Origin of the sequence: Paenibacillus sp. Pae15 (assembly GCF_024519685.1) — a bacterium.
Classification (GTDB): domain Bacteria; phylum Bacillota; class Bacilli; order Paenibacillales; family NBRC-103111; genus Paenibacillus_G; species Paenibacillus_G naphthalenovorans.
The window spans coordinates 204,955-228,949 of the sequence record NZ_JALJRM010000004.1; the positions used below are offsets into that span (position 1 = coordinate 204,955).

At 53.0% G+C, this 23,995-nt stretch carries 24 protein-coding genes and 1 rRNA gene; 12 read left to right on the top strand and 13 right to left on the bottom strand.

The genetic code is table 11. The features are described from left to right. Positions 1-16: 16 nt before the first annotated feature. The 3 genes from NR121_RS05235 to NR121_RS05245 form a co-directional block, all read right to left on the bottom strand. On the bottom strand, positions 17-595 hold the full coding sequence (locus tag NR121_RS05235) for a thymidine kinase (protein WP_062410671.1): 579 nt from the start codon (positions 593-595) through the stop codon (positions 17-19). A 245-nt stretch (positions 596-840) separates the two neighbouring features. Beyond that, positions 841-1,350: a hypothetical protein gene (locus NR121_RS05240; RefSeq protein WP_137670777.1), complete on the bottom strand. Its 510-nt coding sequence runs from the start codon at positions 1,348-1,350 to the stop codon at positions 841-843. Positions 1,351-1,409: 59 nt separating this feature from the next. Then, on the bottom strand, positions 1,410-3,203 hold the full coding sequence (locus tag NR121_RS05245; protein ID WP_062410673.1) for an ABC transporter substrate-binding protein: 1,794 nt from the start codon (positions 3,201-3,203) through the stop codon (positions 1,410-1,412). A 139-nt stretch (positions 3,204-3,342) separates the two neighbouring features. Between NR121_RS05245 and NR121_RS05250 the strand changes: the two genes are divergently transcribed. Next, positions 3,343-3,759, top strand: coding sequence for a hypothetical protein (locus NR121_RS05250; RefSeq protein ID WP_256830816.1), 417 nt, complete (start codon positions 3,343-3,345; stop codon positions 3,757-3,759). A gap of 22 nt (positions 3,760-3,781) precedes the next feature. Next, positions 3,782-5,308, top strand: coding sequence for a DUF4153 domain-containing protein (locus tag NR121_RS05255; RefSeq protein ID WP_256830818.1), 1,527 nt, complete (start codon positions 3,782-3,784; stop codon positions 5,306-5,308). Positions 5,309-5,325: 17 nt separating this feature from the next. Here NR121_RS05255 and shc read toward each other — a convergent pair whose 3' ends face one another. The 8 genes from shc to NR121_RS05295 all read right to left on the bottom strand — a co-directional run bounded on the left by shc (position 5,326) and on the right by NR121_RS05295 (position 14,058). After that, positions 5,326-7,233, bottom strand: coding sequence for a squalene--hopene cyclase (gene shc, locus NR121_RS05260; RefSeq protein ID WP_256830819.1), 1,908 nt, complete (start codon positions 7,231-7,233; stop codon positions 5,326-5,328). 59 nt (positions 7,234-7,292) lie between these two features. Continuing rightward, positions 7,293-8,045, bottom strand: a complete 753-nt coding sequence (locus tag NR121_RS05265) for an HAD family hydrolase (RefSeq protein ID WP_062410677.1) — start codon at positions 8,043-8,045, stop codon at positions 7,293-7,295. A gap of 36 nt (positions 8,046-8,081) precedes the next feature. Further along, positions 8,082-8,486 (bottom strand): bactofilin family protein, encoded by a 405-nt coding sequence (locus NR121_RS05270; protein WP_054819616.1) that lies wholly within the window; start codon positions 8,484-8,486, stop codon positions 8,082-8,084. 18 nt (positions 8,487-8,504) lie between these two features. Beyond that, complete coding sequence (locus NR121_RS05275) at positions 8,505-9,497, bottom strand: M23 family metallopeptidase (RefSeq protein WP_054819617.1); 993 nt, start codon at positions 9,495-9,497, stop codon at positions 8,505-8,507. Positions 9,498-9,602: 105 nt separating this feature from the next. Beyond that, the gene (locus NR121_RS05280; RefSeq protein WP_256830822.1) at positions 9,603-11,018 is read right to left on the bottom strand and encodes a GerAB/ArcD/ProY family transporter; all 1,416 of its coding nucleotides are present in this window, start codon (positions 11,016-11,018) and stop codon (positions 9,603-9,605) included. A 24-nt stretch (positions 11,019-11,042) separates the two neighbouring features. Then, on the bottom strand, positions 11,043-11,276 hold the full coding sequence (locus tag NR121_RS05285) for a hypothetical protein (protein ID WP_054819618.1): 234 nt from the start codon (positions 11,274-11,276) through the stop codon (positions 11,043-11,045). After that, positions 11,273-12,445 carry a Ger(x)C family spore germination protein gene (locus NR121_RS05290; protein ID WP_256830823.1) on the bottom strand — a complete coding sequence of 391 codons (1,173 nt, stop codon included), beginning with the start codon at positions 12,443-12,445 and terminating at the stop codon, positions 11,273-11,275. Before NR121_RS05290 ends, NR121_RS05285 begins: the two co-directional genes overlap by 4 nt. After that, complete coding sequence (locus tag NR121_RS05295) at positions 12,442-14,058, bottom strand: spore germination protein (RefSeq protein ID WP_062410682.1); 1,617 nt, start codon at positions 14,056-14,058, stop codon at positions 12,442-12,444. The genes NR121_RS05290 and NR121_RS05295 overlap by 4 nt, the downstream gene beginning before the upstream one ends. A 180-nt stretch (positions 14,059-14,238) precedes the next feature. Between NR121_RS05295 and cls the strand changes: the two genes are divergently transcribed. Beyond that, positions 14,239-15,669: a cardiolipin synthase gene (gene cls / locus NR121_RS05300; protein WP_054819619.1), complete on the top strand. Its 1,431-nt coding sequence runs from the start codon at positions 14,239-14,241 to the stop codon at positions 15,667-15,669. A 120-nt stretch (positions 15,670-15,789) separates the two neighbouring features. On the opposite strand, the gene ligD is transcribed toward cls, so the two are convergent. Further along, the gene (ligD, locus tag NR121_RS05305) at positions 15,790-16,698 is read right to left on the bottom strand and encodes a non-homologous end-joining DNA ligase (RefSeq protein WP_054819620.1); all 909 of its coding nucleotides are present in this window, start codon (positions 16,696-16,698) and stop codon (positions 15,790-15,792) included. Positions 16,699-16,799: 101 nt separating this feature from the next. Here ligD and NR121_RS05310 point away from each other — a divergent pair, with 101 nt between their 5' ends. Further along, positions 16,800-17,750, top strand: a complete 951-nt coding sequence (locus tag NR121_RS05310) for an ATP-dependent DNA ligase (protein ID WP_256830840.1) — start codon at positions 16,800-16,802, stop codon at positions 17,748-17,750. Positions 17,751-17,862: 112 nt separating this feature from the next. On the opposite strand, the gene ku is transcribed toward NR121_RS05310, so the two are convergent. Further along, complete coding sequence (gene ku / locus NR121_RS05315) at positions 17,863-18,729, bottom strand: non-homologous end joining protein Ku (protein ID WP_074727351.1); 867 nt, start codon at positions 18,727-18,729, stop codon at positions 17,863-17,865. 187 nt (positions 18,730-18,916) lie between these two features. On the opposite strand from ku, the gene NR121_RS05320 reads away from it, so the two are divergent. The 8 genes from NR121_RS05320 to NR121_RS05355 form a co-directional block, all read left to right on the top strand. Continuing rightward, entirely contained in the window at positions 18,917-19,123 is a 207-nt protein-coding gene (locus tag NR121_RS05320; RefSeq protein WP_054819625.1) for a hypothetical protein, read from the top strand. After that, a complete protein-coding gene (locus tag NR121_RS05325) occupies positions 19,120-19,302 on the top strand; it encodes an H-type small acid-soluble spore protein (protein WP_054819621.1) in 183 nt (60 codons plus the stop codon). Before NR121_RS05320 ends, NR121_RS05325 begins: the two co-directional genes overlap by 4 nt. 128 nt (positions 19,303-19,430) lie before the next feature. Further along, on the top strand, positions 19,431-20,468 hold the full coding sequence (thiL, locus tag NR121_RS05330) for a thiamine-phosphate kinase (protein WP_054819622.1): 1,038 nt from the start codon (positions 19,431-19,433) through the stop codon (positions 20,466-20,468). 20 nt (positions 20,469-20,488) lie between these two features. Next, positions 20,489-20,962 (top strand): tRNA (adenosine(37)-N6)-threonylcarbamoyltransferase complex ATPase subunit type 1 TsaE, encoded by a 474-nt coding sequence (gene tsaE, locus NR121_RS05335; RefSeq protein WP_054819623.1) that lies wholly within the window; start codon positions 20,489-20,491, stop codon positions 20,960-20,962. Then, positions 20,959-21,822, top strand: a complete 864-nt coding sequence (tsaB, locus tag NR121_RS05340; protein WP_062410687.1) for a tRNA (adenosine(37)-N6)-threonylcarbamoyltransferase complex dimerization subunit type 1 TsaB — start codon at positions 20,959-20,961, stop codon at positions 21,820-21,822. The genes tsaE and tsaB overlap by 4 nt, the downstream gene beginning before the upstream one ends. Before the next feature lie 16 nt (positions 21,823-21,838). Then, complete coding sequence (gene rimI, locus NR121_RS05345) at positions 21,839-22,333, top strand: ribosomal protein S18-alanine N-acetyltransferase (RefSeq protein ID WP_074727350.1); 495 nt, start codon at positions 21,839-21,841, stop codon at positions 22,331-22,333. 110 nt (positions 22,334-22,443) lie between these two features. Further along, positions 22,444-23,505, top strand: a complete 1,062-nt coding sequence (gene tsaD / locus NR121_RS05350; RefSeq protein WP_249929633.1) for a tRNA (adenosine(37)-N6)-threonylcarbamoyltransferase complex transferase subunit TsaD — start codon at positions 22,444-22,446, stop codon at positions 23,503-23,505. A gap of 358 nt (positions 23,506-23,863) precedes the next feature. Next, positions 23,864-23,995, top strand: a 16S ribosomal RNA gene (locus NR121_RS05355); the annotation flags it as partial.

Sequence of the window (23,995 nt, forward strand, 5' to 3'; positions counted from 1 at the left end):
TAAGGGATATCCCTTATTACAGGATATGAGCTTGTTTCTTTTTTGATGAATAGCATTTGCGGCAGACCGGCAGATAGCTTTCGTTGCCGCCGATTTGAATTTGTTCGCCTTCGAATACCGGACGTCCGTCCTCAAGGCGCATATTCATGGTTGCCTTCCTGTCGCAGTACCAGCAGACCGTCTTGATCTCCTCAATTTTATCCGCCCACGCGAGCAGATGATAGCTGCCCTCGAACAGCTGGGCCATGAAATCCGCCCGAAGCCCGTAAGCAATTACGGGAATGCCCAGCGTATCGGTAATTTCCGTTAACTGGAGCACCTGCTGCTTGTTCAGAAACTGCGCTTCGTCAATCAGGATGCATTTGGGTCTTTCTTTGGCTGCCAATGCCACCATGTCGAGTTGATCGTCAATCACAATCCCTTCTTTGCGCATGCCGATGCGGGAAGCTACGGTGCCCACGCCATCGCGGTAATCCACCGCTGGAGTAAAAAGCAGCACTTTCTTTCCCTGTTCCTCGTAATTATGCGCTACACGCAGCACTTCAATCGATTTTCCGCTGTTCATGGTCCCGTATCGAAAATATAGCTTGGCCACGTTGAACGCTCGTCCTCTCCACAAAAAATAACGAAGACTTATCATAGCACAAGATGACAGAGAGGTACAGGGCGACTCATAGAATTGTACGCGGGCATGGACGGGCACTTCGAAACCAAAGCGGGGAAGGAAGGTTGGGAGCGGCCCGTGAGGCGGACCGCGATCTGATGGGTTCCACTTGCGATTTTTTTCAGTACGGAGGCGCCGGCCTGCGCCCGCATGGGCGTTTGACCGGTGGTAAGGGGTTATTTCCGCTTGATGCGATTGTGAATGCGACAGGAGCATACTTTGCTCAGGAGATAAGGGGTCGATGTCATCGTAACCGCATGGCCAAAGAAGCGCAGCGACTGTACAATCCGCGGTACATCCTGGTTGACCATTCTTTTGAGCAGCTCAATGGCGGCCCGGTATTTTTTGTAATCATAGTCTCCGGTTTTATTGTCGTAAAAAGCATGCGGCAGTTCTTCCGGCGTCAAATAGGCGAACACTCGGCCGTCCACTTCCGCAATAAACGAAAGCGGCGACTCCGCGTATCCCTGCTTTATCCATTCCTCCCGCGTCATTCGATACACCAGAATCGTAAAGATATCTTCGTATAATTTCCCCTTATACTTAAAGCGAAAATGCAGCTCATACTCGGAATCGCGATCCTGTCTTCTTGCACCGACAACGCAGTAATTTCTCCACCATGTGGGAAAACGCAGGGTAAATCCGTATCGGTCGTTACGGTATACGAATTGGTTCGGCTTCCTCACGTCTTACCGATCTCCTTTCGCTCTCTCCTTCCTTATACTTTATTCACAAGAAAGGCTGCTTATGGCTTGAACCAAATGTTTTTGAACTGCACCCAATCCAGAGAATCGAGCGCAATGCCCCGGACGGAGGAGTGGTAGAGCGTTTTGAGCCTTTTAAAATAAAGAAAGCAAAGCATTTGCCTGGCGGTCAAATGAGATTCGATGGCCTGCAGCCATTCAGCGCGCCGCCAAGCGGACGGCTCCCGGAGAATCTTATCGGTCAATTTGGCGACATGCGCTTTGACGGAGGGCTCGAGATGTCGCTGCATGCTTTTGTATAAATCGATGATCCTCAGTTCCGCATCGTTGTCGAGCATGATGGAAAAAAGCAGCAGATCGGCGTGCAGCCGCTGCTCGCTCTTGAACTCCTGAGCCGTCAAGAGGTTGATTTCCACAGCAAATCCTGCCTCCCGCAGCAGTGCCTGGACATGCAGAGCGTCCCGTTCGTAATTGGTGATTGTGCACAGAGTAAGCGGCTGCCCTGCGTAGCCCGAGCGCTTGACCAGCATCCTCAGCTTTTCAGGAGAGTAAGGAACCGGTTCCGCATCGTGCGGAAGACCGTTCCGGTGCCGGATAAAGCTGTCCCCCGCGAAAATGGCGTCGCCGCCGAGCCTCTCGAGCAGCCTTCCGCGATGAAGGGCGGAACACACGAGGCCGCGCAATTCCGGATCGTTCATCGGTCCTTGTTTCAATAGATTGAAGGTGAGAAAGCGGCACGTTGTACCCTGCTGCTGCACCTGTTCCCACCGATGTTCCGCCTCGTCCGCCAGCCTGTAGTTATGAATGATCTGGAAGCTCTCCAGTGTCCGATCGCGATCCTGCTTCTCCATATCCGGGATATGCCATAGCTCGACCCGGTCCAGATGCGCCCTCCCTTGGAAATAGTTGTGAAAGGCGTCCAGGACGCAAACGGAACCGTCGTAATGTGTAAGCTTAAACGGTCCGGTGCCGACGGGAGCGAGCGCAAAATCCGCTTGCCGCTCCTCGCAAATCTCCGCCGGCAGGATGGAAGCCCGGTTTGTGCCGGCGAACTGAAGGAACAGCTCGTTAGGTTCGGTGAGACGGATGCTGACGGTAACCGGATCCAGCACTTCCGCACCATCGATCTGCTGCTGTATCCAGCTGTAAAGGGAGCCTGCCGCAAGCCGTTTGAGCCGTTCGAACGTATACCGGACATCCTCTGCCGTCAGCTCCCGCCCATGGTGAAACTGCACACCCTTGCGCAGATGAAAGGTCCATACCGTTCTGGACTCGTCCGCTTCCCAAGCGTGCGCCAGGTGTGCCTCTATCGCTCCGGTAAGTCGGTTGTAGCGGACCAATGGGTCGAACAATTGGTGGACAAGATGCGCCTCGGCCGTATAGTGAATTGTGGCCGGATCCAGTGATTGCAGCGGCTGCGCAAGCGGAAAGCGAAGCGTATCCAGCCGCCGGCTGCCCTTGACCTCGCTGCGGTGACCGAAGTAGCTGTTCAGCCAATGATGAAAGCTGTCTTTGAACGTATCGGGTAAGGTCGATACGTTGATTTGCGCCAGTGCGCCCCGCAGATCCTTGCGCTCCACGAGCTCTTTGGCGGCGGAAAGAATCATATCGTCCGCATTCTGAATAAACAAGAGCCGGGAGCGGCGGCCGCGTCCCCGTTCGGCGGTCCAGGTCAGCCAACCCTCATCCTGCATTTTTCTCAGCAGCAGCTGGACGTTGCGGTGTGTGCAATCGAGCTGAACCGCCAGCTCGTCCAAGGTAACAAAAAACTCCTGATGTTCGGTGATATGCGGATATTGACGGCGAAGACGGATGTAGTGGCCCGATAATTTCATAACCGGCTTTCCTCCCGTAAAATACAAATCCAATATGATAAAATACGAAATTTTCAATTTAAAAGTTGCGCTTTTTGTTCGTATTTTTCAAGCTACACTATAAAGTAACGACGAAGAACATTTGAAGGAGGAATGATTGATGCAGTCCAATGTGCTGCCGGAAATGGAGTGCCGCCGCAGCGGCGGAGCGGCAATGCCGCTTACCGTAGGGTGGGAGGAACAGATCCTGCGGGAGGTTGAAAGGTCTGTGCAGCAGGCCCAGACGGAGGAACGGCTGCTGCAAGTCTTTGGGAGTATAGCCAAGCTTGCCTATGGCCGCCTGCATGGAATGGGCTGGGTGGAGACGTTTGTACTCGAGGAGGCCGAACTGTTCGTCTATTGGGCGGATAAGCTGCCGGATCACCGAAGCACTTTAGTGATGCTGAAGGACAGGCTTCCTTTTGGAGAAAGGATCAAAAGCCCGTCCGGTGAAGGGACAACAAAGGAAATGCGCAAGCTGATCCTGGACATGCTCCGATACATGCGCCGTCCGCGGGAAGAGGCTGCGATTCATTAAAGATCTAAGGAGGGGCCTTCATATGATCAAATCTTCGGAGAGACTGCGAAGCGATGTTATGCTGCTGGCTGCCGCTTTCGGCTGCGGAGTGCTGCATCATTATTTATTTTACGCTAAAGCTTGGGGAGTATCGTATCCTTTATTCGTACTGGTGTTCTATCTGTATTTTTATCTCTACGTCCCGAGAACCGAATCGTTCCGATCCAGGCTTTCCGCTGTCTTGCTCGTGCCGGTGCTGTTTCTGTCGTTTACTTATGTATGGTATACGAACGTTCTGTTGCACGTTTTCAACTCCCTCGCCGTACCGCTGCTGATCATCGTACATACCGTGTGGGGCATAAGAGGAGAGCAGCGCAGCACTTCCGTCGTGCTCCTGCTGGAGCAAGTGATCCTTGGGACGTTAAAACGGCTGCCGCAGCCTGTAGTGATCCTGATCCAATCATTGACCGGGCAGATGAAAGCGGATAAGGCTAAAGGGATGCTCAAGGTGATGTTGGGGATCGCTCTGTCCGTTCCGCTGCTGATCGCTGTCATCGGGCTTCTGGCATCGGCCGATTCCGTGTTTGAACGAACCTTAGCCCAGCTACCTGACTTGATGGGGGACCTTTCTGTGGGCTTGCTTCGCTTCGCTTGGATTGCGGCTGTTACCTTCGTTCTCTTTGCCTATGTTCAGGCGGGTAGGGAAGTGAAGCGTTCGGGTCCGATTCCCGTTGAAGCCCAGGATCAAACGGCCTTATGGGAGCCATCCGACTCAGGGTCTGAATCGAACCGCCTGCTTTCCGTCTTACCACAGCTGGATGCGACAGTAGCCGCTACCATTCTGATGCTGCTGAATGCCGTTTATGTATGGTTTGCCGTGTTTCAGTTTTCCTATTTGTTCGGAGGAGGCGCCGCCGCCCTTCCGGAGGGTATCACTTATGCCTCCTATGCGAGAAAAGGCTTTGCCGAGCTGGTTCTGGTCACCCTGATCAATTTCTCCGTGCTGCTAACCGCTCTATACGGCGTAAAGCGTCCCGGCCGGAAGGCATGGCGCTTTCTTCGCATCCTTCTAGCGGTGCTCATCGGCTGTACCGGCGTGGTGCTCAGCTCCGCGTTTTTGCGCCTGACCATGTATGAGGAAGCATACGGTTATACGGTGACCAGGCTGCTGGTACACGCATTTATGATTTTGCTGCTGGTGCTGTTCATTATTGCTCTGCTTAAGCTGTGGAAAGAGAATTTGCCTCTGTTTCAATGGTATACGGCTGCTGTAATCACAGCTTATGTCGTCTTGAATTATATGAACATCGATGCGATGATCGCCTGCAATAACATTCAAAGGTATGAAGTTACAGGGGAGATCGATGCGGCTTATCTCGGCAGTCTAAGCTATGAGGCCGTACCCTATCTGCTAGAGCTGAAACGCCTGCATCCCGAAGTGCAAGGGGTAGATGACGCGTTGGAGCGCTTTCGGGTAAGACTTGAACACCGTCAACCGGAATCGTGGACGGAGTTCAACCTATCCGTCCGGAGGGCTGGCAAGGCGCTGAATGTAACACAGGCGGATTAATCTGGGCCCGTTTTCTCTCACCCGCCATACTTCTTTTTGTAATTTGCGAGGGTCAGTAAGGGCCAAATGAAATTGTAGCTGTGGTAGCGGGTATAAAAATTACCGGGCAGTCCTGCGCCCGTCGGGTATTCGGCAGTCCATCCGGCATTGTCATGCAATACCATTTCAGACAAAGTCAGGATTCCTTTTTGGATGGAATCGGCAGGTACCTGATGGACGGCCACGAGCGCATCAAGCGCCCAAGCCGTTTGCGAAGGGGTGCTGGCATGCAGCGGGACATAGGCTTTCACCTGGTCGCTGCGGCACGATTCGCCCCAGCCGCCATCGGGATTTTGGATCGAGTCCAGCCATTGCACCGCTTTCAGGACAGAGACATGCTGCTTCGGCGCTCTGACGGCCATAAGTCCGGTTATAGCGGCCCATGTCCCGTATATATAGCAGATCCCCCAGCGGCCGTACCAGGAGCCGTCCGGCTTCTGATGCCGGATCAGCCAGTCGGCGCCGCGGCGAACGAACGGATGAGCGATATCGAATCCCGCTTCACTGCCCAGATATTCCAGCGTGCGTCCTGTAAGGTCGGCGCTGGACGGATCGATGGCCGCTGCTTCGGCGCCGTCGACGGGCAGAAGCCGGGTGAGAAGGGCAGAGTCCTTGCCCTTCTCGAAAGCGGGCCAGCCGCCGTCCCTGTTTTGCATGGACAGCACCCAGTGCAGGCCGCGATCCCGCGCCTCCCGAAACTGCGGGCCAAAGCGGGCGGGGGTTGCGCGCAAAGCCCTCAGCGCTGCGGTCGTATCATCCACATCCGGTATGATCGTGTTCACATCGGAAAAACCCCAGCCGCCCGGCAGCGGATGATCCAATCCCAGGCTCCAGTCACCGAGCTTTGTGTGCTGGCGGGAGAGCAGGTATGCGTCCGCCCGCGCTATAGCCGGGTGCTCTGCGGAGTAACCGGCTGCCTGCAGAGCGTGGCTGATCAACGCGGTATCCCAAACCGTCGAAGAGGAATTCTGGATATGCTGCTGTCCGTCCGTCTCACCGGCCAACGATTTCAAGCCCTGGAGGGCATTGCGGATGACGGGATGATTAGCGTCGTATCGAAGCGCGAGCAAGGCATAGATCATCAAAAAAGTGCTGGAGGCATAGCTGTACAGGGTCCCGTTCGGCTCAATCCGATCCAGCATGTAGGATTCCGCACGCCGCAAGGCCTGCTGATGAAGCTCTTCGGGGAGCAGTGCGAGCTTCTGGATGCCCGCTTTGATTTGTTCGGCGAAGGGAAACCACCGCGACTCCTGCTCATGCTCTCGCAGCGCCGGATCCGGGTCAGCCGTCAACAGCTCGGACAGGTCGGGCGTTGCCTCGGTTCGTATTACAAATTTGAGGTCGGCGAGGATCAGAACGGGGGCCAGGTGTACCCTAGCATAGCTGGATAAATCATGGAAGCTGATCGGAAGGGAAGAAGGGAGCAGCATCATTTCAATCGGGATTTGGCGGAAACGGGGCCAGGGAACCTGTCCGGTGACAGCCAATATCACTTTGGTAAGCAATCCGCTGACGTTGTGAAGCCCGCCTTTGGCTATAATAAAACGTTTGGCTTTCTGTAGAGCCTCATCCGTTTGATCGACTGTACCTGAGTACAGAAGCGCGTAATAGGCCTCCACCGTAGCCGACAAATGCCCCTCATCGTCGTCATGGTACCATGTCCACGATCCCCCGGGTCTTTGTTTGTCCAGTATCCGGGAAGCCAAACGCCGTATAAGACGCTCATCGCCGAGCTTTAATAACCTTAAGATAATGATCATATAGGCATCGGTCATTATTCCGCTCTCAAAGCAAAAACGCCATGATCCGTCCGGGGATTGCCGCTCCAGCAATCCCTCTGCCAAACGATTCATGGCGGCTTCAACCGTTCCGGTATTCCGATTCATTCGCCCATCTCCTCTCCCCAATCATTGTATGGGAGAGAACGGGGAATCATTCAAAGTACTTAAGAGCCCGATGCATACTTCGAGAGCGTGTACCCGTGGATCGTTTTCGGAATTTGGTTTAATGATGTCAAGGTAAAATAAGCTCCGGACGGCTTGACGTCTACCTCCACCTGATTATACGCCCACTCCCGCTCCGCAGGCATGAATATGGCGTGAATCCCATTCTTCAGTGCAGGCAGAATATCGGTGCGCAAGGAATTGCCGATCATCCAAGTGTTCCTGCGGTCCAATCCGTATCCCCGGATCAACCCGTTCAGAAATTCGGCATTCTTGTGCCGGGTAATATGAATCCGGTCGCCAAAATAACGGTCAAGACCGGCCTCCGTTACTTTGCGCATCTGAATCGCCGGATCGCCCCCCGTGTACAGGTGGAGAGTGTGCCCGTTTTCCTGGAGCTCATTCAGCGTTTCTTCCATATGGGCGTAGGGCTCAATGCTGTGACTGTAAACGGAAGAGCCAAGTGCAAGCAAACGCCCGATTTCCTCCTGGCTCTTGGGGCGTCCCGTCAACTCCGAGTAATATTCGTAAGTATCCACGAACGACTGGGGAAAATGGTCCGGCGAAAATCCGTTTAACATTACCCGCTCCAGATCGATTTGAGCCTGTTTCCTCTTCAATTCCTCCACGGATAACGGATATCCTTGAAACCAGGTCTTCATCTGATCGGCAAACCGGTCGATCACCGAATCGAAAAATTTATTGCAATAAATGAGCGTATCGTCCATATCAAACAGTATCGTCTGTTTACTCATAAGCTACTCCTACTCTCTCTATTAGCTTTCTAATCATTATAGCATGGCGATAGCGATCGTCACATCCTCCTGCATGGACTCGCACATTTCGCTGTGGCCTTGGAAAACAGCGCCCTGTTCGATAATCAGCGAGGCCGCCTGCACCGTGCCGAGGAGGCGACCGGTAGAGGTGATGCGAACAATGCCGGCCGCCTGCACCTGACCCTCCAAATGCCCGGCGACAACTACATCGCGGGCCCGAAGCGCGGTGGAGCGGACTTTGCCCTTCTCTCCGACGGCGACTTCTCCTGTCGTTTGAAGCACTCCTTTGAATTCCCCTTCAATACGAATATCCGCCTCTGAGCGCCAAACGCCTTCGAATACGCTTTCCGCTCCGATTAACGAGACTTCACCGCCCGATTTGCGGGAAGAGCCGCCTTTACTGAATAAACGAATCCGCATAAACGCTTCTCCTTTCTATCATGAAGAGGGCAGGTAAGGCAGCGGGTCGGCGCTCTTATCCCCCATCAGCACCTCATAGTGCAGATGGGGGCCTGTACTGCGTCCTGTCGTCCCCAGCTTGCCAATGGTTTGGCCTTTATCGACAGCTACCCCCTTGCGCACATCGGCGCTGTTTAAATGCATATACCAGGTACGAAGCCCTGGGGTATGCTCTACGATAATATTGTGGCCGTGCAGCTTGTCGTAACCCACGGAATCCACGATACCTTCGGCCGCGGCATATACGGGATCGCCCAGTTGGCCGGCGATATCGATTCCGCGGTGAAAGCTGAGCTTCTTCGTGAACGGGTCTTTCCTGTACCCGTATGGCGAGGTCACAATTCTCGAAAGCGTAGGCCATATGTCGGGCGTGCGCCTCTGGTATTCCAGCTTTGCCTGCAGCAGCTGCTTCGAATGGGAAAAACGGGTATGCAGCTTATCCATCTCCGTTTGCAGCGCTGAATAGGCAGCTCCGGTGGCGCTTGCAAGCTTCCTGATTTCAGCGGTAGATACGGGCCATTCCGGCCCCCCTAGTCCATGGTAGGCGGCAGAGGAATCCGCCCCCGGCTCTGCTGAGGTAACGGCCGCTCCGCCGCTTCCGGCCGCATCGGCCGCGAGCTTTTGCAAATCCTGCTCAAGGCGCTTCATTTCTTCCATTTTGTGATGGATTTCCGCGGCCTGCTTGGAGAGGGCGAAAATGTCATTGTGCAGCTGCTCGATGGCTGCATTTTTATTCTGCAAATCCTGCTCAAGTGCTATTGTTTTGCCGTGCAGCGCAGCTTTTTGCATATACATGGAAGCGGCGGCGTGCAAATGGTGCAGGTAGATCCAACTGGCCGTGACAACCAGGAGCACTACAGCTGCGGTAGTACCCCATAGAGTACCGCGGGACAGCTTGACCCGAATTACGCTTTCATTCGCTTCGGGTATCATAACGAACGTCAGCTTGTTTTGAAACCACTTGAAATTCATGAAGACTCCTTTCAGTTTTTGCTCTTGTCATTGTTCCATACCGTCCGGATGAATGTAACGGAACGGGCGGCCTTGCATCGGCATGGGGATGGTATCTGGATGACTTTAAGAATCGGGTGCCTCCTTTGCCGAGTATTTAGAAACATATTTCATCTCCATATGCGAGGTCAGGACCATCCCGATTAAACAGATCCAATAGCCGGTCGCGCAGATCATGCCTGCGAAAGAGTAATCCCGGCTGACGGAAAGACCTAAGATAACAAATCCGAAACAAAGATAAATCAACAGGTTCCCTATCCGTACCCAGGATTGAAGGGGGATATGAGCCAACCGGTTCTGCATATGCTTGCCCGGGGGGCGATCCCGCTTGTCCTGAGGCTGTCCGGACTTTTGCTGCGTGCTGTCCTTATCCGGGCCGTGACGGTTCTTTTCTGTGCTGCGTATGGGAAAACGTCTCATCCGCAACCAGAGGGCGATCAACAGCACAGGCTGGTAGGCCAGCACAAGGACGGGTGAGCAGTAATTGCCAAAGCTGAACACCTCGGTCGTATTTTTGAAGGCGAGAAGTGTCGTCATGAGCAGAACGAGACTTAGCGGCGAGTTCAGAAGCGTATAATCTCTCTTCTTCAGCAGGCTGGTCACCCCGGTTAAAAAGGCCAGATAAATCAGGATCACCTTGCAGGCCGTCACCGGAAACCAGATGCTTAAGATAAACAAGTCGACCCTGTCGAGAAAGTCCGTAATATGAATTTGCTGCACCAGGCTGTAGCTCGGATAAATCATGTTGCCGGGAAGGTTCGGTCCAAAAACGATCACTTGCAGAAATTGGAAGATCGTCAGCAGCAGAACGGCCATCAGGGTCCCATGTCGAATACTGGACCGGAATTGCTTGATGCTCCACATCGTGTGCATAAAAGCGCCGATGACAAAGACATCGCCGAACCAACCGATGCCCAGAATATTGGAATACCATAAACGGATCGCTGGAACCGTCAAAATGGGTTGCAGCAATTCCAGGTCCAGCTCGTTGGACAGCATGAACGGCAGCAGAAGCACCAACAGGAAAAAAATCGGGAAAAACAAATCGTTCACTCTTGCGATCACTTCCACGCTGGTGCGTCCGTAGAACATCAGCAAAATCATAAACAGCAAGACGATAATTTCTTCCGGGGTTTGGGGAAGCAAGATCGTCCCTATAAATTTGCCGGATGACAGCAAATCCCGCATGAGGATCACCCAGAGGTGCACGACAAGCAGCAGGTTAACGACGGTGCCGATGATCCTGCCGAACAGCGCGAAAATGATCTCAAACAAATGCATATTGGGAAACCTCATGCTAAGCTGCACCAATACGTACCCAAACACCAGAACATACAGTGCAGGGAACAAATACGTAAACCAGGCGTCCATATGCGAGGTCCGGATCAGCTCATGCTGAAGGCTGAGCAGACCGCCTCCGGTTAATAATGATCCGAGCAACCAAGCTGCTTGACGTCCATTAATGATTTGTATAGATTTCATTGTCCGGTTCCTTCCTTTGGTTCATCACTGCGGATGAATAATGGAGAAGATCCAAGGCGATACCTTCTCAACAAGATAATGTGTCGGCATCGGCGGTTTGTAGCCCAGCGTTATGGAAACGAAGAGACCCAACGCAACGGCGTAGAGTAAAATATACAACCGCTTCACATCATTGGGCTGCTGCGCCCAGTGTTTGATGTCAAGGAAGATATGGAGAAGCATCAGCAGCGCAAACCCGATCAAAAATTGCGTATTCAATATCCGTTCCCCGCCTTCGTCACATTCTCATAAATCAAACCGGTCTCCGAAAGCGTGTTTTCTATGTGAACATTGAAATTGGCGTCTTTGAACCCTTGCGGCCAGGCTTTCTCGTAGGTTTCTTTCCATAACCGGGGATAAGCGATCCACAAGCGTGTCCCCAAGCTGATGGAGTCCGTTTCTTTATTCGCCATTTTTTTTAACGTTTCTTCAACAGAGCTTTTCATATAGGAGCCAATCCTTTGCTCCAGCTTCTTGATTTTGTTTATTTGACTAAGATCGTAGTAATCGCTGCTTTCAATAACCTTGGATTTCGAGTCAATGTATATGTCATAAGCGAGCTTGCCGCCTGCCAGCTTGGGCTGGATTTTGCTGCGGGGCTCATAGATGCTTGCGGTAATGAGCTTGTTCTTTTCTATAGGAACCGTGATTTTCAATGTAACCGGTTCGTTCTTCAGGAGCGCCAGTCCCAGAGCGGTGCGGCCTTCAAAGATCCCGACCATCTTGTCTTTCCGGAATTGGGCGTAGCCGAGAACCTCGATTTCCTTCGATGGCTTGGGGCCTTTCTCGGATTCTTTTACTCCGACATATACAACCACCGGATCGCTGCCGATGGTACTGAGAGATAAAGCAATATCCTTGATGTTTATATTCATCACCGTTCTTGCTTTCACAAGCTCCCGGATCGCCTCGGATGGAAATCTTTCAAACTGCGGGTTCGCTTGCAGAAGGTCATATGCCTTCCCTTTAGAGACGATTAAAAAAGTGGACATCCGGCTTTCCGCCGTACGTGCCGTAGCGTCAAAAATCTCCCGGATCCCTTTCTTGGCATATTCTTCTCCCACCACCAGCGTTCTGCGGTGAGCAAGGAACATCCGTCTGGACATTCTTTTCTGCAGCTTCGCTTGTGCGCTTCTGATTGTATCTCCGACCGCCGAATCGATGTAGTACGTTGTATTGCCGGCCGTACCTCCTCCTCCCCCGGTAGGACCGCCCATAGACCCGGGGAGCGGCAGAAGCACGCTGTAACGAATCGAGCCGTCTTCTTCCAGATCCACCGCCGTGGTAAGGATAAAAGCCAGGTCGTTGATTTCCGTCCGATCCCAGCAGCCCGTAAGGGAGACCAGGATGAGCATAAGGAGCGGCAGGCGGGTTAGCGCGGGTCTCATTCCTTTTTCACCTCTGAAGACTCATGTTTGATTTTTTTTCCTTTCTGACCGGATTGTTCCATGATTTCCTGTGACAGCGATTCTCCCATTCTTTTTTCATCCTGCAGGGGGATATAAGTCGGCCGTGTCCTCATCAGCCACCAAGGGGATCGGATGATCACGTCCTTCAGGTCGCTCGATGACAACGGGCCAAAGGGCGACAAGTAAGGAATTCCGAAGGATCGCAAGCTTGCCATGTGCCCGATGATGAGCAGGATCGATATCAAGATGCCGTACATTCCGAGCAGCGCGGCGGCAACAATGATCGGAAACCGCAGCATCCGGATGGCGATCGCTCCGTTAAACCTCGGGATCGTGAAAGAGGCGATGCCCGTAAGGGAAACGACGATAACCATTGGAGCGGAAACGATTCCCGCTTCCACTGCGGCTTGACCGACAACCAACGCGCCCAAAATGCTGACGGCAGAGCCGACCGCCTTCGGCAAACGGATGCCCGCTTCCCGCAAAGCCTCGAAGGTGACCTCCATGATGAAGGCTTCGACTACAGCCGGGAAAGGAATCGATTCGCGGGCAGCGGCTACTGAAAGCAGCAGCGTCGTCGGCAGCAAGTCTTGGTGGAAAGTGGTGATGGCGACGTATAGGCCAGGGGTGAGCAGGGAGAGCACCATGAAAAAATAGCGCAGCCATCTGATTAGCGTGGCGATCTGAAACCTTTCGTAGTAGTCCTCGCTGGCCTGCATAATTTCCGTGAACACAAAGGGAACGATAAGAACAAACGGTGTGCCGTCCACCATGATGCCTATCCGGCCTTGGAGCAGAGCCGCCGCTACCATGTCCGGCCTTTCCGTGTACTGCACCTGCGGAAACGGAGAATAGGCCGAGTCCTGAATAAACTCCTCGAGATAACCCGTCTCCAGGACGGCGTCAATATTGATTTTCTCCAATCGTCCGATGACCTCTTCTACGATTTTGGGATCTGCAAGGTCTTCTAAATAAGTGATGATTACGCTGGTGTTGCTTTCGCGGCCGATGGTCAAGGGCTTCATTTTGAGGTGCGGCGTTTTCAGCTTGCGGCGAATCATGGAGGTGTTGGTTCGTATATTTTCAACGAAGCCTTCCCTTGGTCCCCGGATAACGGTCTCCGTATCCGGTTCATTGATCGAACGCTTTTCCATGCCCCGAATCCCAAGCATTAAAGCTTTGTTGTTTCGATCGACGATCAGTCCCGTATCCCCGCCCAGCACCGAGAGCAGGAGATCCGCATAATTGTTCGCTTTCTGGATTTGCGAAACGGGGAGCACCGATTCCGATATGTTATCGATAAGCTGCTCTCCGCCCTCCAGAATCATAAGCGTCTTCATCGCTTCATTGACGAGCTCCGTATTGGTTAATCCATCAACAAAGAACAGGATGGCATCCTGGCTTTGCTCCAGCCTAAATTCGCGAATGACAAAATCGGAGCTGTCCTTGAACAGCTCTTTCAAATAATTTTTATTCTCCTCCAGACTAAGGAAAACCGGTACCGAACGGAGCTCGTCGATAAAGCGGTAATTCCGTTTTTGCAGCAGGCTTTCTTCATCTTCCTTTTGTTTCTTGCGGTTGATTCCCGTCATGATCCTGACGACCTCCTTCGCCCACTAGGTCAAATCCAAGCTTTGCCGGAGCATGTTCGGTATATTTTTCTCCAATTGCGAAAAATTATGACAATCTTGATTCATCTTGTTACAATCAGGGGGAATAGGTCCTTGCGCATATGTAAATGATAGACACCAGTTAAAGGGGGAAGGCTAGCGGTGCTGTGGCTCGTTATTGCGTTGTTATTATTCATTCTGCAGATATTGACCATTCTCATCGGAGAGTTCCGGCATCCGCCCAAAGCCATGGCCTGGCTTTTTATTCTGTTTATTATTCCGGTCGTCGGTTGTGTTATGTACTATTTTCTGGCCAAAGAATACAACCGCAGAAGAAAGGTGCGGCGCAGAGGGCTGTCTGCAAGAAGCGATATTCGTCTTGTGGGGTCAAAACTAAAGGCATCGGATCCCGAGTGGGATGACAATCAATTCAAAAACTGGCGGCACGAACAGCGGCTATTCGCCCTGCTCAACAATATTCCCGGTTCACAAGTTACCTACCGCAATGAGATCGAAGTGCTGACGAATGCCAGTGAGGCATACCCTGCCATGCTCGAAGCGATGGAGCAGGCGAAGGATCACATCCATTTTGAATTTTATACGATCCGCGATGACGGAGTGGGGAAGCAATTTCAAGATGTATTGATCCGTAAGGCGCGGGAAGGCGTGAAGGTTCGTTGTATTTTTGACGGGATCGGCAGCTATCAATTGAGCAGCAAGTTTACAGATGAGCTGAAGCAGGCCGGTTGTGAAGTCTATTTTTTTCTGCCCATCATGATCGCTTTTTTCAATCAGCGGATCAATTACCGGAATCATCGTAAAATCGTGGTGGTGGACGGGCTAAAGGGGTTTGTCGGCGGCATCAACATCGGAGATGAATATTTGGGCGGGAATCCGAAGCTCGGTTTTTGGCGGGATACGCATTTGAAGCTGGAGGGCGACGTGGTGTATTCCCTGCAGCATACGTTTTTGGTCGATTGGCTGTTTGTCAGCGGTAACCGCCTTACGGACACCAGCCTGTTTCCCGAGCATGAGTGCCGTGGCCGGAAGCCGGCGCAGATCATAGACAGCGGACCTGATGCGCACTGGGATGCGATCCTGGAAATGTACTTCGGAGCCATTACGGCGGCGAAGAAACGACTCTATATAACAACGCCTTATTTTATCCCGGACGCCAGCATCTGCATGGGACTCAAAACGGCGGCAATCAGCGGTGTCGATGTGCGTATTATTTTCCCGCAGAAGTCGGATTCAAGCATTGTAAATTATGCATCCATGTCTTACTTTGAGGAATTGCTGCAGGCGGGAGTCCGGTTTTATGCCTACCAAAAAGGGTTTATTCACGCCAAGGTGATGCTGATCGACAATCTGCTGGGGACCGTTGGAACGGCGAATGTGGACATGCGCAGCTTTTACAGCAATTTTGAACTGAACGCCGTAGTGTACGATAGGGAGACGCTGCATCGGTTGGAAAGTGATTTCCTGCATGATTTGAAGGATTGCCGCGAGATCAAGCTGGAAGCGTTCGAAAAACGGTCCCGATGGCAGAAAATCAAGGAGGTTATGGGGCGCATTTTATCTCCGCTGTATTAAAGCTTCCTGCAGGATATGGATGGTATCCGCGGCCCCTTACGAACACGATTCCCCTCGCTCCGCTGCACGTCATTCAGGAGCTAACGCGCAAGGTTCGAGGCGGAAACTTTATCCTGAATGTTATTTCCTGATGAACGACAGTACATGATCGAGATTTTGCGGGGGGAGCTGAGCAATCAGGTCTCCTTTTTGCTGCAGGCGTTCGATGATGTTGAGCAGGTGAAAGTCGCGCGGATCGCAGCGCAAAGACACTTCCTCCCAGGTCAGCGGCGTCGACACCGTGGCATCCTTGCGGGCACGGGGCGTATAGGGAGCGGAGAGCGTTTTGCCGTACCAATGCTGCAAATAGTCGATATAAATTAAAGTGCCGCGGTCTTTCTTCAGCCGCTCCACCGTAAACAGCTTCGGGTGCTTTTGTACCGCATAGGAGGCGACGAACTGCCCGATACCACGCAGCTCTTCGAAGGTATATCCGCGGTCAGCCGGAATCGGAACATAAATTTGTACGCCGGTTGCACCGGATGTCTTGGGCACGGACTTGATCTTCATGCCCTCAAGGATCTCTCCGATGATTTCCGCAGCCTCCATGATGCGCGGCTCCGGGTCGACACTCGGGTCGATGTCGATCAACCATTCGACCGGAAGCGTCTCCCCGATCCGATGGAAGGAGGGATGAAACTCCAGACAGGCCAAATTTCCCAACCACAGCAGCGTAGGCAGAGAGTCGAGGTGAACGTAATTAATCGACTCAAGCACAGCTGTTTTCACAAAATCGGGCGTGGGCTCCGGCGCATTTTTCTGGTAAAACGATTTATCGTTCCAGCCATGAGGAAACCGGATCGTCGTCAAATAACGGTTTTTGCAGTAAGTCAGCAAGTAGGGTGAAAGCTGGGCCAGCTTCTCCAAATACATCGCTTTGGTGATCCCCTTCTCAGGCCATAACGGCTTATCGGGATTCGTGATCGTCAGTTCATGACCATCAACCCTCAAGGTGCCCTTCGTTTTCTTATGTTTAGCGGTCACAGCCATTGGACTGCTTCACTTCCTTTTCTAAGTGCTATTCATAGCTTTTCGCCGAATGGGGAATCGTATCCCTTGAAGAAAGGCAGGCGGTGACCGGAATGTGTCCGATGAAGCCCGTCATTCCCTTCGAACCGGTGTCCGAAAGCTTAGTGCCTTCAGAGGACCGTTGGATTCACCAGGTCAAATGGGATGGCGTCCGTATGTTGACTTATTACGACGGCCGGCAGTGCCGTTTATTTAACCGCAAATTGAATGAAAGAACGTTCCAATACCCTGAGCTTACGGAGGTACAAAAGTATTGCCGGGCCGATTCCGTTATTCTTGACGGCGAAATTATAGCGCTGGGCAAGGACGGGAAGCCCTCGTTTCATGAGGTCATGAAGCGAGACGGCATCCGCAAGCTGGACAGGGTTCCACAGGCGATGAGGCAGGTGCCCGTTGCTTACATGCTCTTCGATCTGCTGTATTATGACGGCCAATGGGTATTGAACAAGCCGCTCAGCGCCCGGTTGGAGCTGCTGAACCAAACGATTATTCCGGGCCCTGTCATTCAGATTGTTCCTTCGTATGATGACGGAGCAGCTTTATTTCAAATGACGCGGCAGCAGGGCCTGGAGGGAATCGTCAGCAAGGAGCTTCACAGTACGTACAGCATTAACGGGAAAGACAGGCGATGGGTTAAAGTCAAAAATTACGGGGATATCGCAGCGGTCGTCGGGGGCTATACGCTAAACGGAGGCATTGTGAATGCGGTACTTGTCGGAGTCTATACCGCGGAAGGAAAGTTATGGTATATCGGCCATGTCGGAACTGGCAAGCTGAAAAAATCCGAATGGGTCGAGTTAACGGCCAAGCTGAAACCGGCGACCATCCGGGACAAGCCCTTCGACAATGAGCATCCGGAAATGAAAGGGGCTTATTGGGTCGAGCCCAGGCTTGTGGTCAAGCTTCAGTATACGGAATGGCGATGGCAGGAGGGGCGCACCTTGCGGCAGCCTTCCATTCAGGCTTTTATCGATGTGCCTCCTCGGGAATGTGTGTTTGACGGAGTGTTATGACGGCATAGTATTGCCGCTTCGCCCGTTCATGAAGGGGATCAAGCCAATTTGTGCATCAAAAAGGTTACCCGCCGCGTTTGGATTCCGACAGGTAACCTGTATGAATGACCGATCAGGAGCCGACCGTTTCCTTCGCCTTCGTCTTTGCTTTTCCTTTTTTGCCTGCTGCTTTGGGCTTATCCGCCGCTGCAGCCGCAGGATCGGGCGTTACCGGCTTCACTGCTTCCAAGCTGGCCTGAAGCGCCGCCATCAGGTCGATGACGTTGGTTTTACGCTGTTCCGGCGCCACACGGATCTGTTGTCCGGAAATTTTTTGTTCGATGGCCTGCATTACGGCAGCACGATAATCATCCTTATACTTTTCAGGCTCGAATTCCGTCGAGAGCTGGTTTATCAGCATCTTGGCCATTTCGAGCTCTTTGTCGTTCACGTTGATTTGCTCCGGCAGCCCCGGCACCTGATCGACAGAGCGGATTTCATCGGGGTAAAAAATCGTCTCCATCGCAATACAGCGGTCGATGATGCGGATGGCGGCGAGGCTGCTCTTGGAACGAATCGACACCTTGGCGATGCCGATTTTACCCGTTTGTTTCATGGCTTCCAGCAGCAGATTATAGGCCCCGGCGCCGGTTTCATTAGGTGAAAGATAATACGTCTTCTGAAAATAAATAGGGTCAATGTCGGAGAGATCGACAAAATCGAGAATTTTAATTTCCTTCGTCGCTTCGCCCCCTAAACTTTCGAGCTCATCCTTGTCAAAAAGCACGAAGGAACCAGGTTCATATTCATAGCCTCTGACAATCTCAGACCACTCGACCTCACGTTCGCAATGCTGGCATTTGCGCACGAAGTTGAGCGGGGTGCTGCATTCCTTATGAATCATCCGCATAGAGATATCCTTGTCCTCGGTGGCGGAAAACATTTTTACCGGTACGTGGACCAAGCCGAAGCTGATGGCTCCTTTCCAGACTGTATGCATGACGGGTTACCTCCCAGGGCTTACAAAAGCCCTCCTTTTTCCGTTAGTATGCACATCGGAAGCGGGATTCATGAAGTTTTATTCCTCGTTGTATGGAGTTCCGTGCGGTTGGGACATCCTAACAGGAGACGGCGGCGTTCAGGGAAAATGGAGCCGGTCTCATCTTCAGATCAAGGAGGGAACAACGTTGACGGAAGCCAATACGTCAGGCGGGAACAATACTGCGGATACGTCGAATGAAGGCCGGGATACCAGCTTTATGGATATCGACCGCATGATAAACGAAGGCTTGGGAGGCGGTACGGTCAGTATACATAACGGACTGATCGAGGAGAGTACGACCGATACGATGGATTATCCGGAGTCGGTGCTAAACGGTGGTGATGAACAATGAATCTGGCCCGCGCGAAGCAGATTTTGAATGCAGATGAGAAAATCGACGTGGAGCTGAACGGCGTATCCGTATGGATCGATAGCATCGATGCGGAGGAGAAAACCGCCAAGGTTCACGCGGAGCACCAACCGGCCGATACCCGTGTGGTTCCGGTTGAGGAACTTGAGGAAGTAAAGTAAAGCAAGAGCTTTCCCTGAGCGTCTGCCGCCATTTCGGGGGCAGGAAGGCAAAGGGGAAGCTTTTTTGTTGCTACAAAAAGGCGGTAGGGCTATAATAGTGGTCAAAACATAAGCGGAGGCGGATAGCATTGAGCTCGATCGAGGAATTTGCCTTGATTCGGCTGCTGACCGGCGGCAAGCAATCGACTGCTTTTCAAAAGTCAAAGGGCGTGGAAACGGGAATCGGAGACGATGCGGCCGTTGTGCATGTCCCGCATGGAAGCCGTTTGATACTGACTTGCGATACGATGACGGAAGAAATCCATTTTAAGCGTGTGACCATGCGGGATACGGACGTCGGATACAAGGCTATGGCATCGTCCGTAAGCGATATTGCCGCCATGGGCGGGACGCCGCGGTTTGCGCTGGTCGCACTCAGCCTTCCGAGGGATGCGCCGGTAGAGCGGGTTCGCGCGATGTACGAGGGATTGTATGACTGCGCCTCCCGCTATGGCGTTGCGATCGTAGGCGGCGATACGACGGCAAGCGCCGGAGGCATTACCTTGACGGTTACGGTTATCGGTGAAACCGAAGCGGACAAAGCGCTGCTGCGTTCTGCGGCGCGGTCGGGCGACGTTGTCTTTGCCACCGGGCTATTGGGCCGCTCCGCGGCGGGATTGGAATACCTGCTCGGGCTTGCGCAGCCATCGGATGTTTGGGATACTGTACCCGAGATGGAAATGTACCGGCCGCTGATACAAGCGCACTGCCGGCCCGAGCCCCAGGTGCAAGCCGGAGAGCTGCTTCGTCAGTCGGGGTTTCGTCATGCGCTGAATGACGTGAGCGACGGGCTTGCCAGCGAAGCCTGGGAGATTGCCGAAGCTTCCGGGGTCGGTATCGATCTGAATGAGGATCAAATCCCTGTGGCGGAGGAGCTGCTTTCGTATGCCGCGCGGGTAAACAGGGATCCGTTAGATTATATCCTGTACGGCGGAGAAGACTATCAATTGGTTGGAACGGTGCCTGCCGAGCATGCCATGGAGCTGCAGGCCGCTTTTAAGACGGCGGGGCTCCCGCTTTATCTGATTGGCTGTGTGAATGCCGAGCATCAAGGCGTTCGGCTTGTGCGAAGCAGCGGCGGTGCGCTGCCCCTCGGCAAGCGGGGTTACAATCATTTTGGCAGTTAAAAAGACGGAGGAATGGAAGAATGCCCTTATATGAATACAGATCACGCAGTGTGGGGGACACATCTCGGCTGGCAGAACGCTTAGCCTCGTTGTTTATTCCCGGCACCGTGCTGACGCTGGACGGGGAACTGGGCGCCGGTAAAACCACGTTCTCCCAGTCGGTTGCGAAGGCGATCGGGGTGAAGGAGATCGTAAACAGCCCTACCTTTACGATCATCAAAGAATATGAAGGAGAACGGTTTCCTTTTTACCATATGGATGTGTACCGCTTATCTGCCGAAGAGGCGGACGAACTTGGATTGGACGAATATTTTTACGGTCAGGGCGTGACTTTGATTGAATGGGCGTCCATTATCGAGGACCTGCTGCCGCCCGAGCGGCTGGCTGTGCGGATCGAGCATGATGGTGAGCAAGGACGGCGCTTCCAATTGATTCCCTATGGCGAACCTTACGAAGAATGGTGCCTGAAACTGAAGGAGAACGGATACTTATGATAACTGGAACGGGAACGGATCAAACCGGCCGGCACGGCGGCCTGATGCTTTCCGTGGATACGTCAACGGCATCCATGACGATTGCGCTCACCCGGGAAGACAAGCTGCTGGGAGAGATGACGTCGAAAGCGGAAAGAAACCATTCGCTGCACCTGATTCCCGCGATGAAGCGTCTTATGACGGAGGTGGACGTCAAGCCGGCGGAGCTTAACGGGTTTGCCATAGGCGTCGGCCCCGGATCGTATACGGGAGTACGTATAGGAGTAACGGCAGCAAAGACGTTTGCATGGACGCATAAACTGTCGCTGTTTGGCGTATCCACATTGGAAGCCATGGCGCTCGGAGGGGCGGAAACGGCTGTGACCGGAGCATCGTTTGGTATGACCGGGGAAATGTCGGAAGTCCGTGACGGTGAATTAGGCGCACTGGATCGCGTTCTGAAAGAGACGGAGAGAGCCCGCGAAACGGTATGGCTCATTCCTCTCATTGATGCGCGCAGGGGTCAGGCATTCACGGCTTTATACGAGGCAGGTGCCTCCGGCTGGAAGTGTGCCGTCCCGGACGGCATCCGGCTTATGGCCGCCTGGACGGAGGAATTGGCATTGCATGCCGCTAAACACCAACCGGACCGGATCGTCTTTACCGGTGAGCTTGAGCAGCATTCGGAGCCGATTCGATCCTTTGCATCCCGCTGTGCCGGGCGTGTGGAGGAAATGGTTCACGGCGTGAGGGCCCGCCATGTCGCAGAGCTCGGCCGTATTCGATGGAAGCGGGGGGAAACCGAGGATGTTCACGGGTTGGTTCCGAATTATACGCAGCTGGCGGAGGCCGAAGCCAAGCTTCTCGCTCAACGATCATAGAGGAGGACGGTCCGCTATGGAACGTAAACAGGAAACGGAAGCGATTCCTGACAGTGATGTGCAATTCAGAGCGATGCGACGAGAGGACATACCTGTCATCTGTGAGATCGAGCGGGAGTCGTTTACTACGCCCTGGACCGCCGGGGCTTTTGAGAATGAGCTGTCAAACAATCAGTTCGCCCAATATATTGTGATTGAGCATGACGGCGAGATCGCCGGTTACGGCGGAATGTGGCTTATTATGGAAGAAGCGCATGTCACCAATATAGCGATCCGGGCAAAATACCGGGGTCGCAAGCTGGGAGAACGATTGCTGACGGAAATGCAGCGCACCGCCAGCTTTTATGGGGCGGTACGGATGACGCTTGAGGTGCGCCCATCCAACAAGATTGCCCAGCGGCTGTACGAGAAAAAGGGATTTCGGTCTGTAGGCGTTCGCCGGGGATATTATACGGATAATAAAGAAGATGCCATCATCATGTGGGCAGATCTTCCAAAACGAACCGTATAAGCAAATAACGGCAGAGCAATTTCGCTTCTGCGAAGCCAATGAAGTAAAGAAGTATGAGAATTGCGATCCTGAGATTTTAACATTCAGGAACAGGAAGCAGGTTTGCATATATGAATAGAGATCATATGAAAAGCCATGGGAATGAAGGCGATTCGGCGCCCGTTTATATTCTTGCGGTGGAGACGAGCTGCGACGAAACGTCTGCAGCGGTAGTCCGTGACGGACGGGAAATTCTTTCTAACGTGGTTTCAAGTCAGGTGGAGACTCATAAAAGATTCGGCGGTGTTGTTCCGGAGGTAGCTTCACGGAAGCATGTGGAATCGATCACGTGGATTCTGGAAGAGGCGCTGACGCAGGCCGGGGTGCAGCCGCAGCAGTTGGCGGCCGTTGCCGTTACCCAGGGCCCGGGCTTGGTCGGTTCGCTGCTGGTTGGCGTGGTGGCCGCAAAAGCATTCGCTTGTGCCCTCGACCTGCCTCTTATTGGCGTACACCACATTGCCGGCCATATTTATGCCAACGAGCTGGTGCACAAGTTGGAATATCCTTTTATGGCTCTTGTGGTGTCGGGAGGACATACGGAGCTGGTGCATGTGGAATCCGAGGGGAGCTTCCGCATCATCGGTCAAACCAGAGACGATGCCGTTGGTGAAGCCTATGACAAAGTCGGACGGGCACTCAAGCTGCCGTATCCCGGCGGTCCTCATATTGATCGTCTGGCGCATGAGGCGACGGAAGCGGTGACGCTTCCCCGCGCATGGCTTGAGCCGGATTCTTACGACTTCAGCTTCAGCGGGCTGAAGTCGGCTGTGTTGGCTGTGTTGAATCAGGCCAACATGAAAGGGCAGCCTTTGGCCCCGGAGGCCGTGGCGCGAGGATTCCAGGACTCAGTCATCGACGTCCTGGTGGAAAAGGCCATTCGCGCCGTAAGGAAGTTTGGCGCAAAGCAGCTGCTGCTTGCGGGCGGGGTAGCCGCCAACAAGGGTCTGAGAACGGCGCTCGAAACGCGCTGTAGGCATGAAGGCGTACCTTTGCTCGCGCCGCCGCTTAGCTTGTGCACCGACAATGCGGCGATGATCGGCGCCGCCGCGTTCTTGAAATACCGCCGCGGCCAGTTTGCGGCGCTTGATATGAAAGCTGAACCGCAGTTAAAACTCGAGGCCTGGTCGGTATAGACTGGAATAATCATGGAGCAGGTTGAATCGGACTGCTCCATGGAAAATTTTCAACAAATAAAACAGTTGCTTTCTATTTTCATTTTTGATATATTACTCTTTGTCGCTTCTGAGGCAGGCATTGAAACAGATTCAACTTGAAACTTGAATATGAAGGTTGGAAAAAATGCTTGCATGCTGAGGAGAAATGTGATAATATATAAGAGTTGTTTCCGGAGGTCAATTGAGATTGATCGGCTTTATCGGAAACTTTTAAGAGAATGAAATTGCCCTTTGAAAACTGAACAACGAGTGAGTGTAAAGATAGAGAATCGAAAGATTCTCGCCAGTAGTAGATGATGAGCTAATCAGCTTTTCTTTATTGGAGAGTTTGATCCTGGCTCAGGACGAACGCTGGCGGCGTGCCTAATACATGCAAGTCGAGCGCTAGGGGTTCTCCCTTAGGGGAGACCTCCTGGAGCGGCGGACGGGTGAGTAACACGTAGGCAAC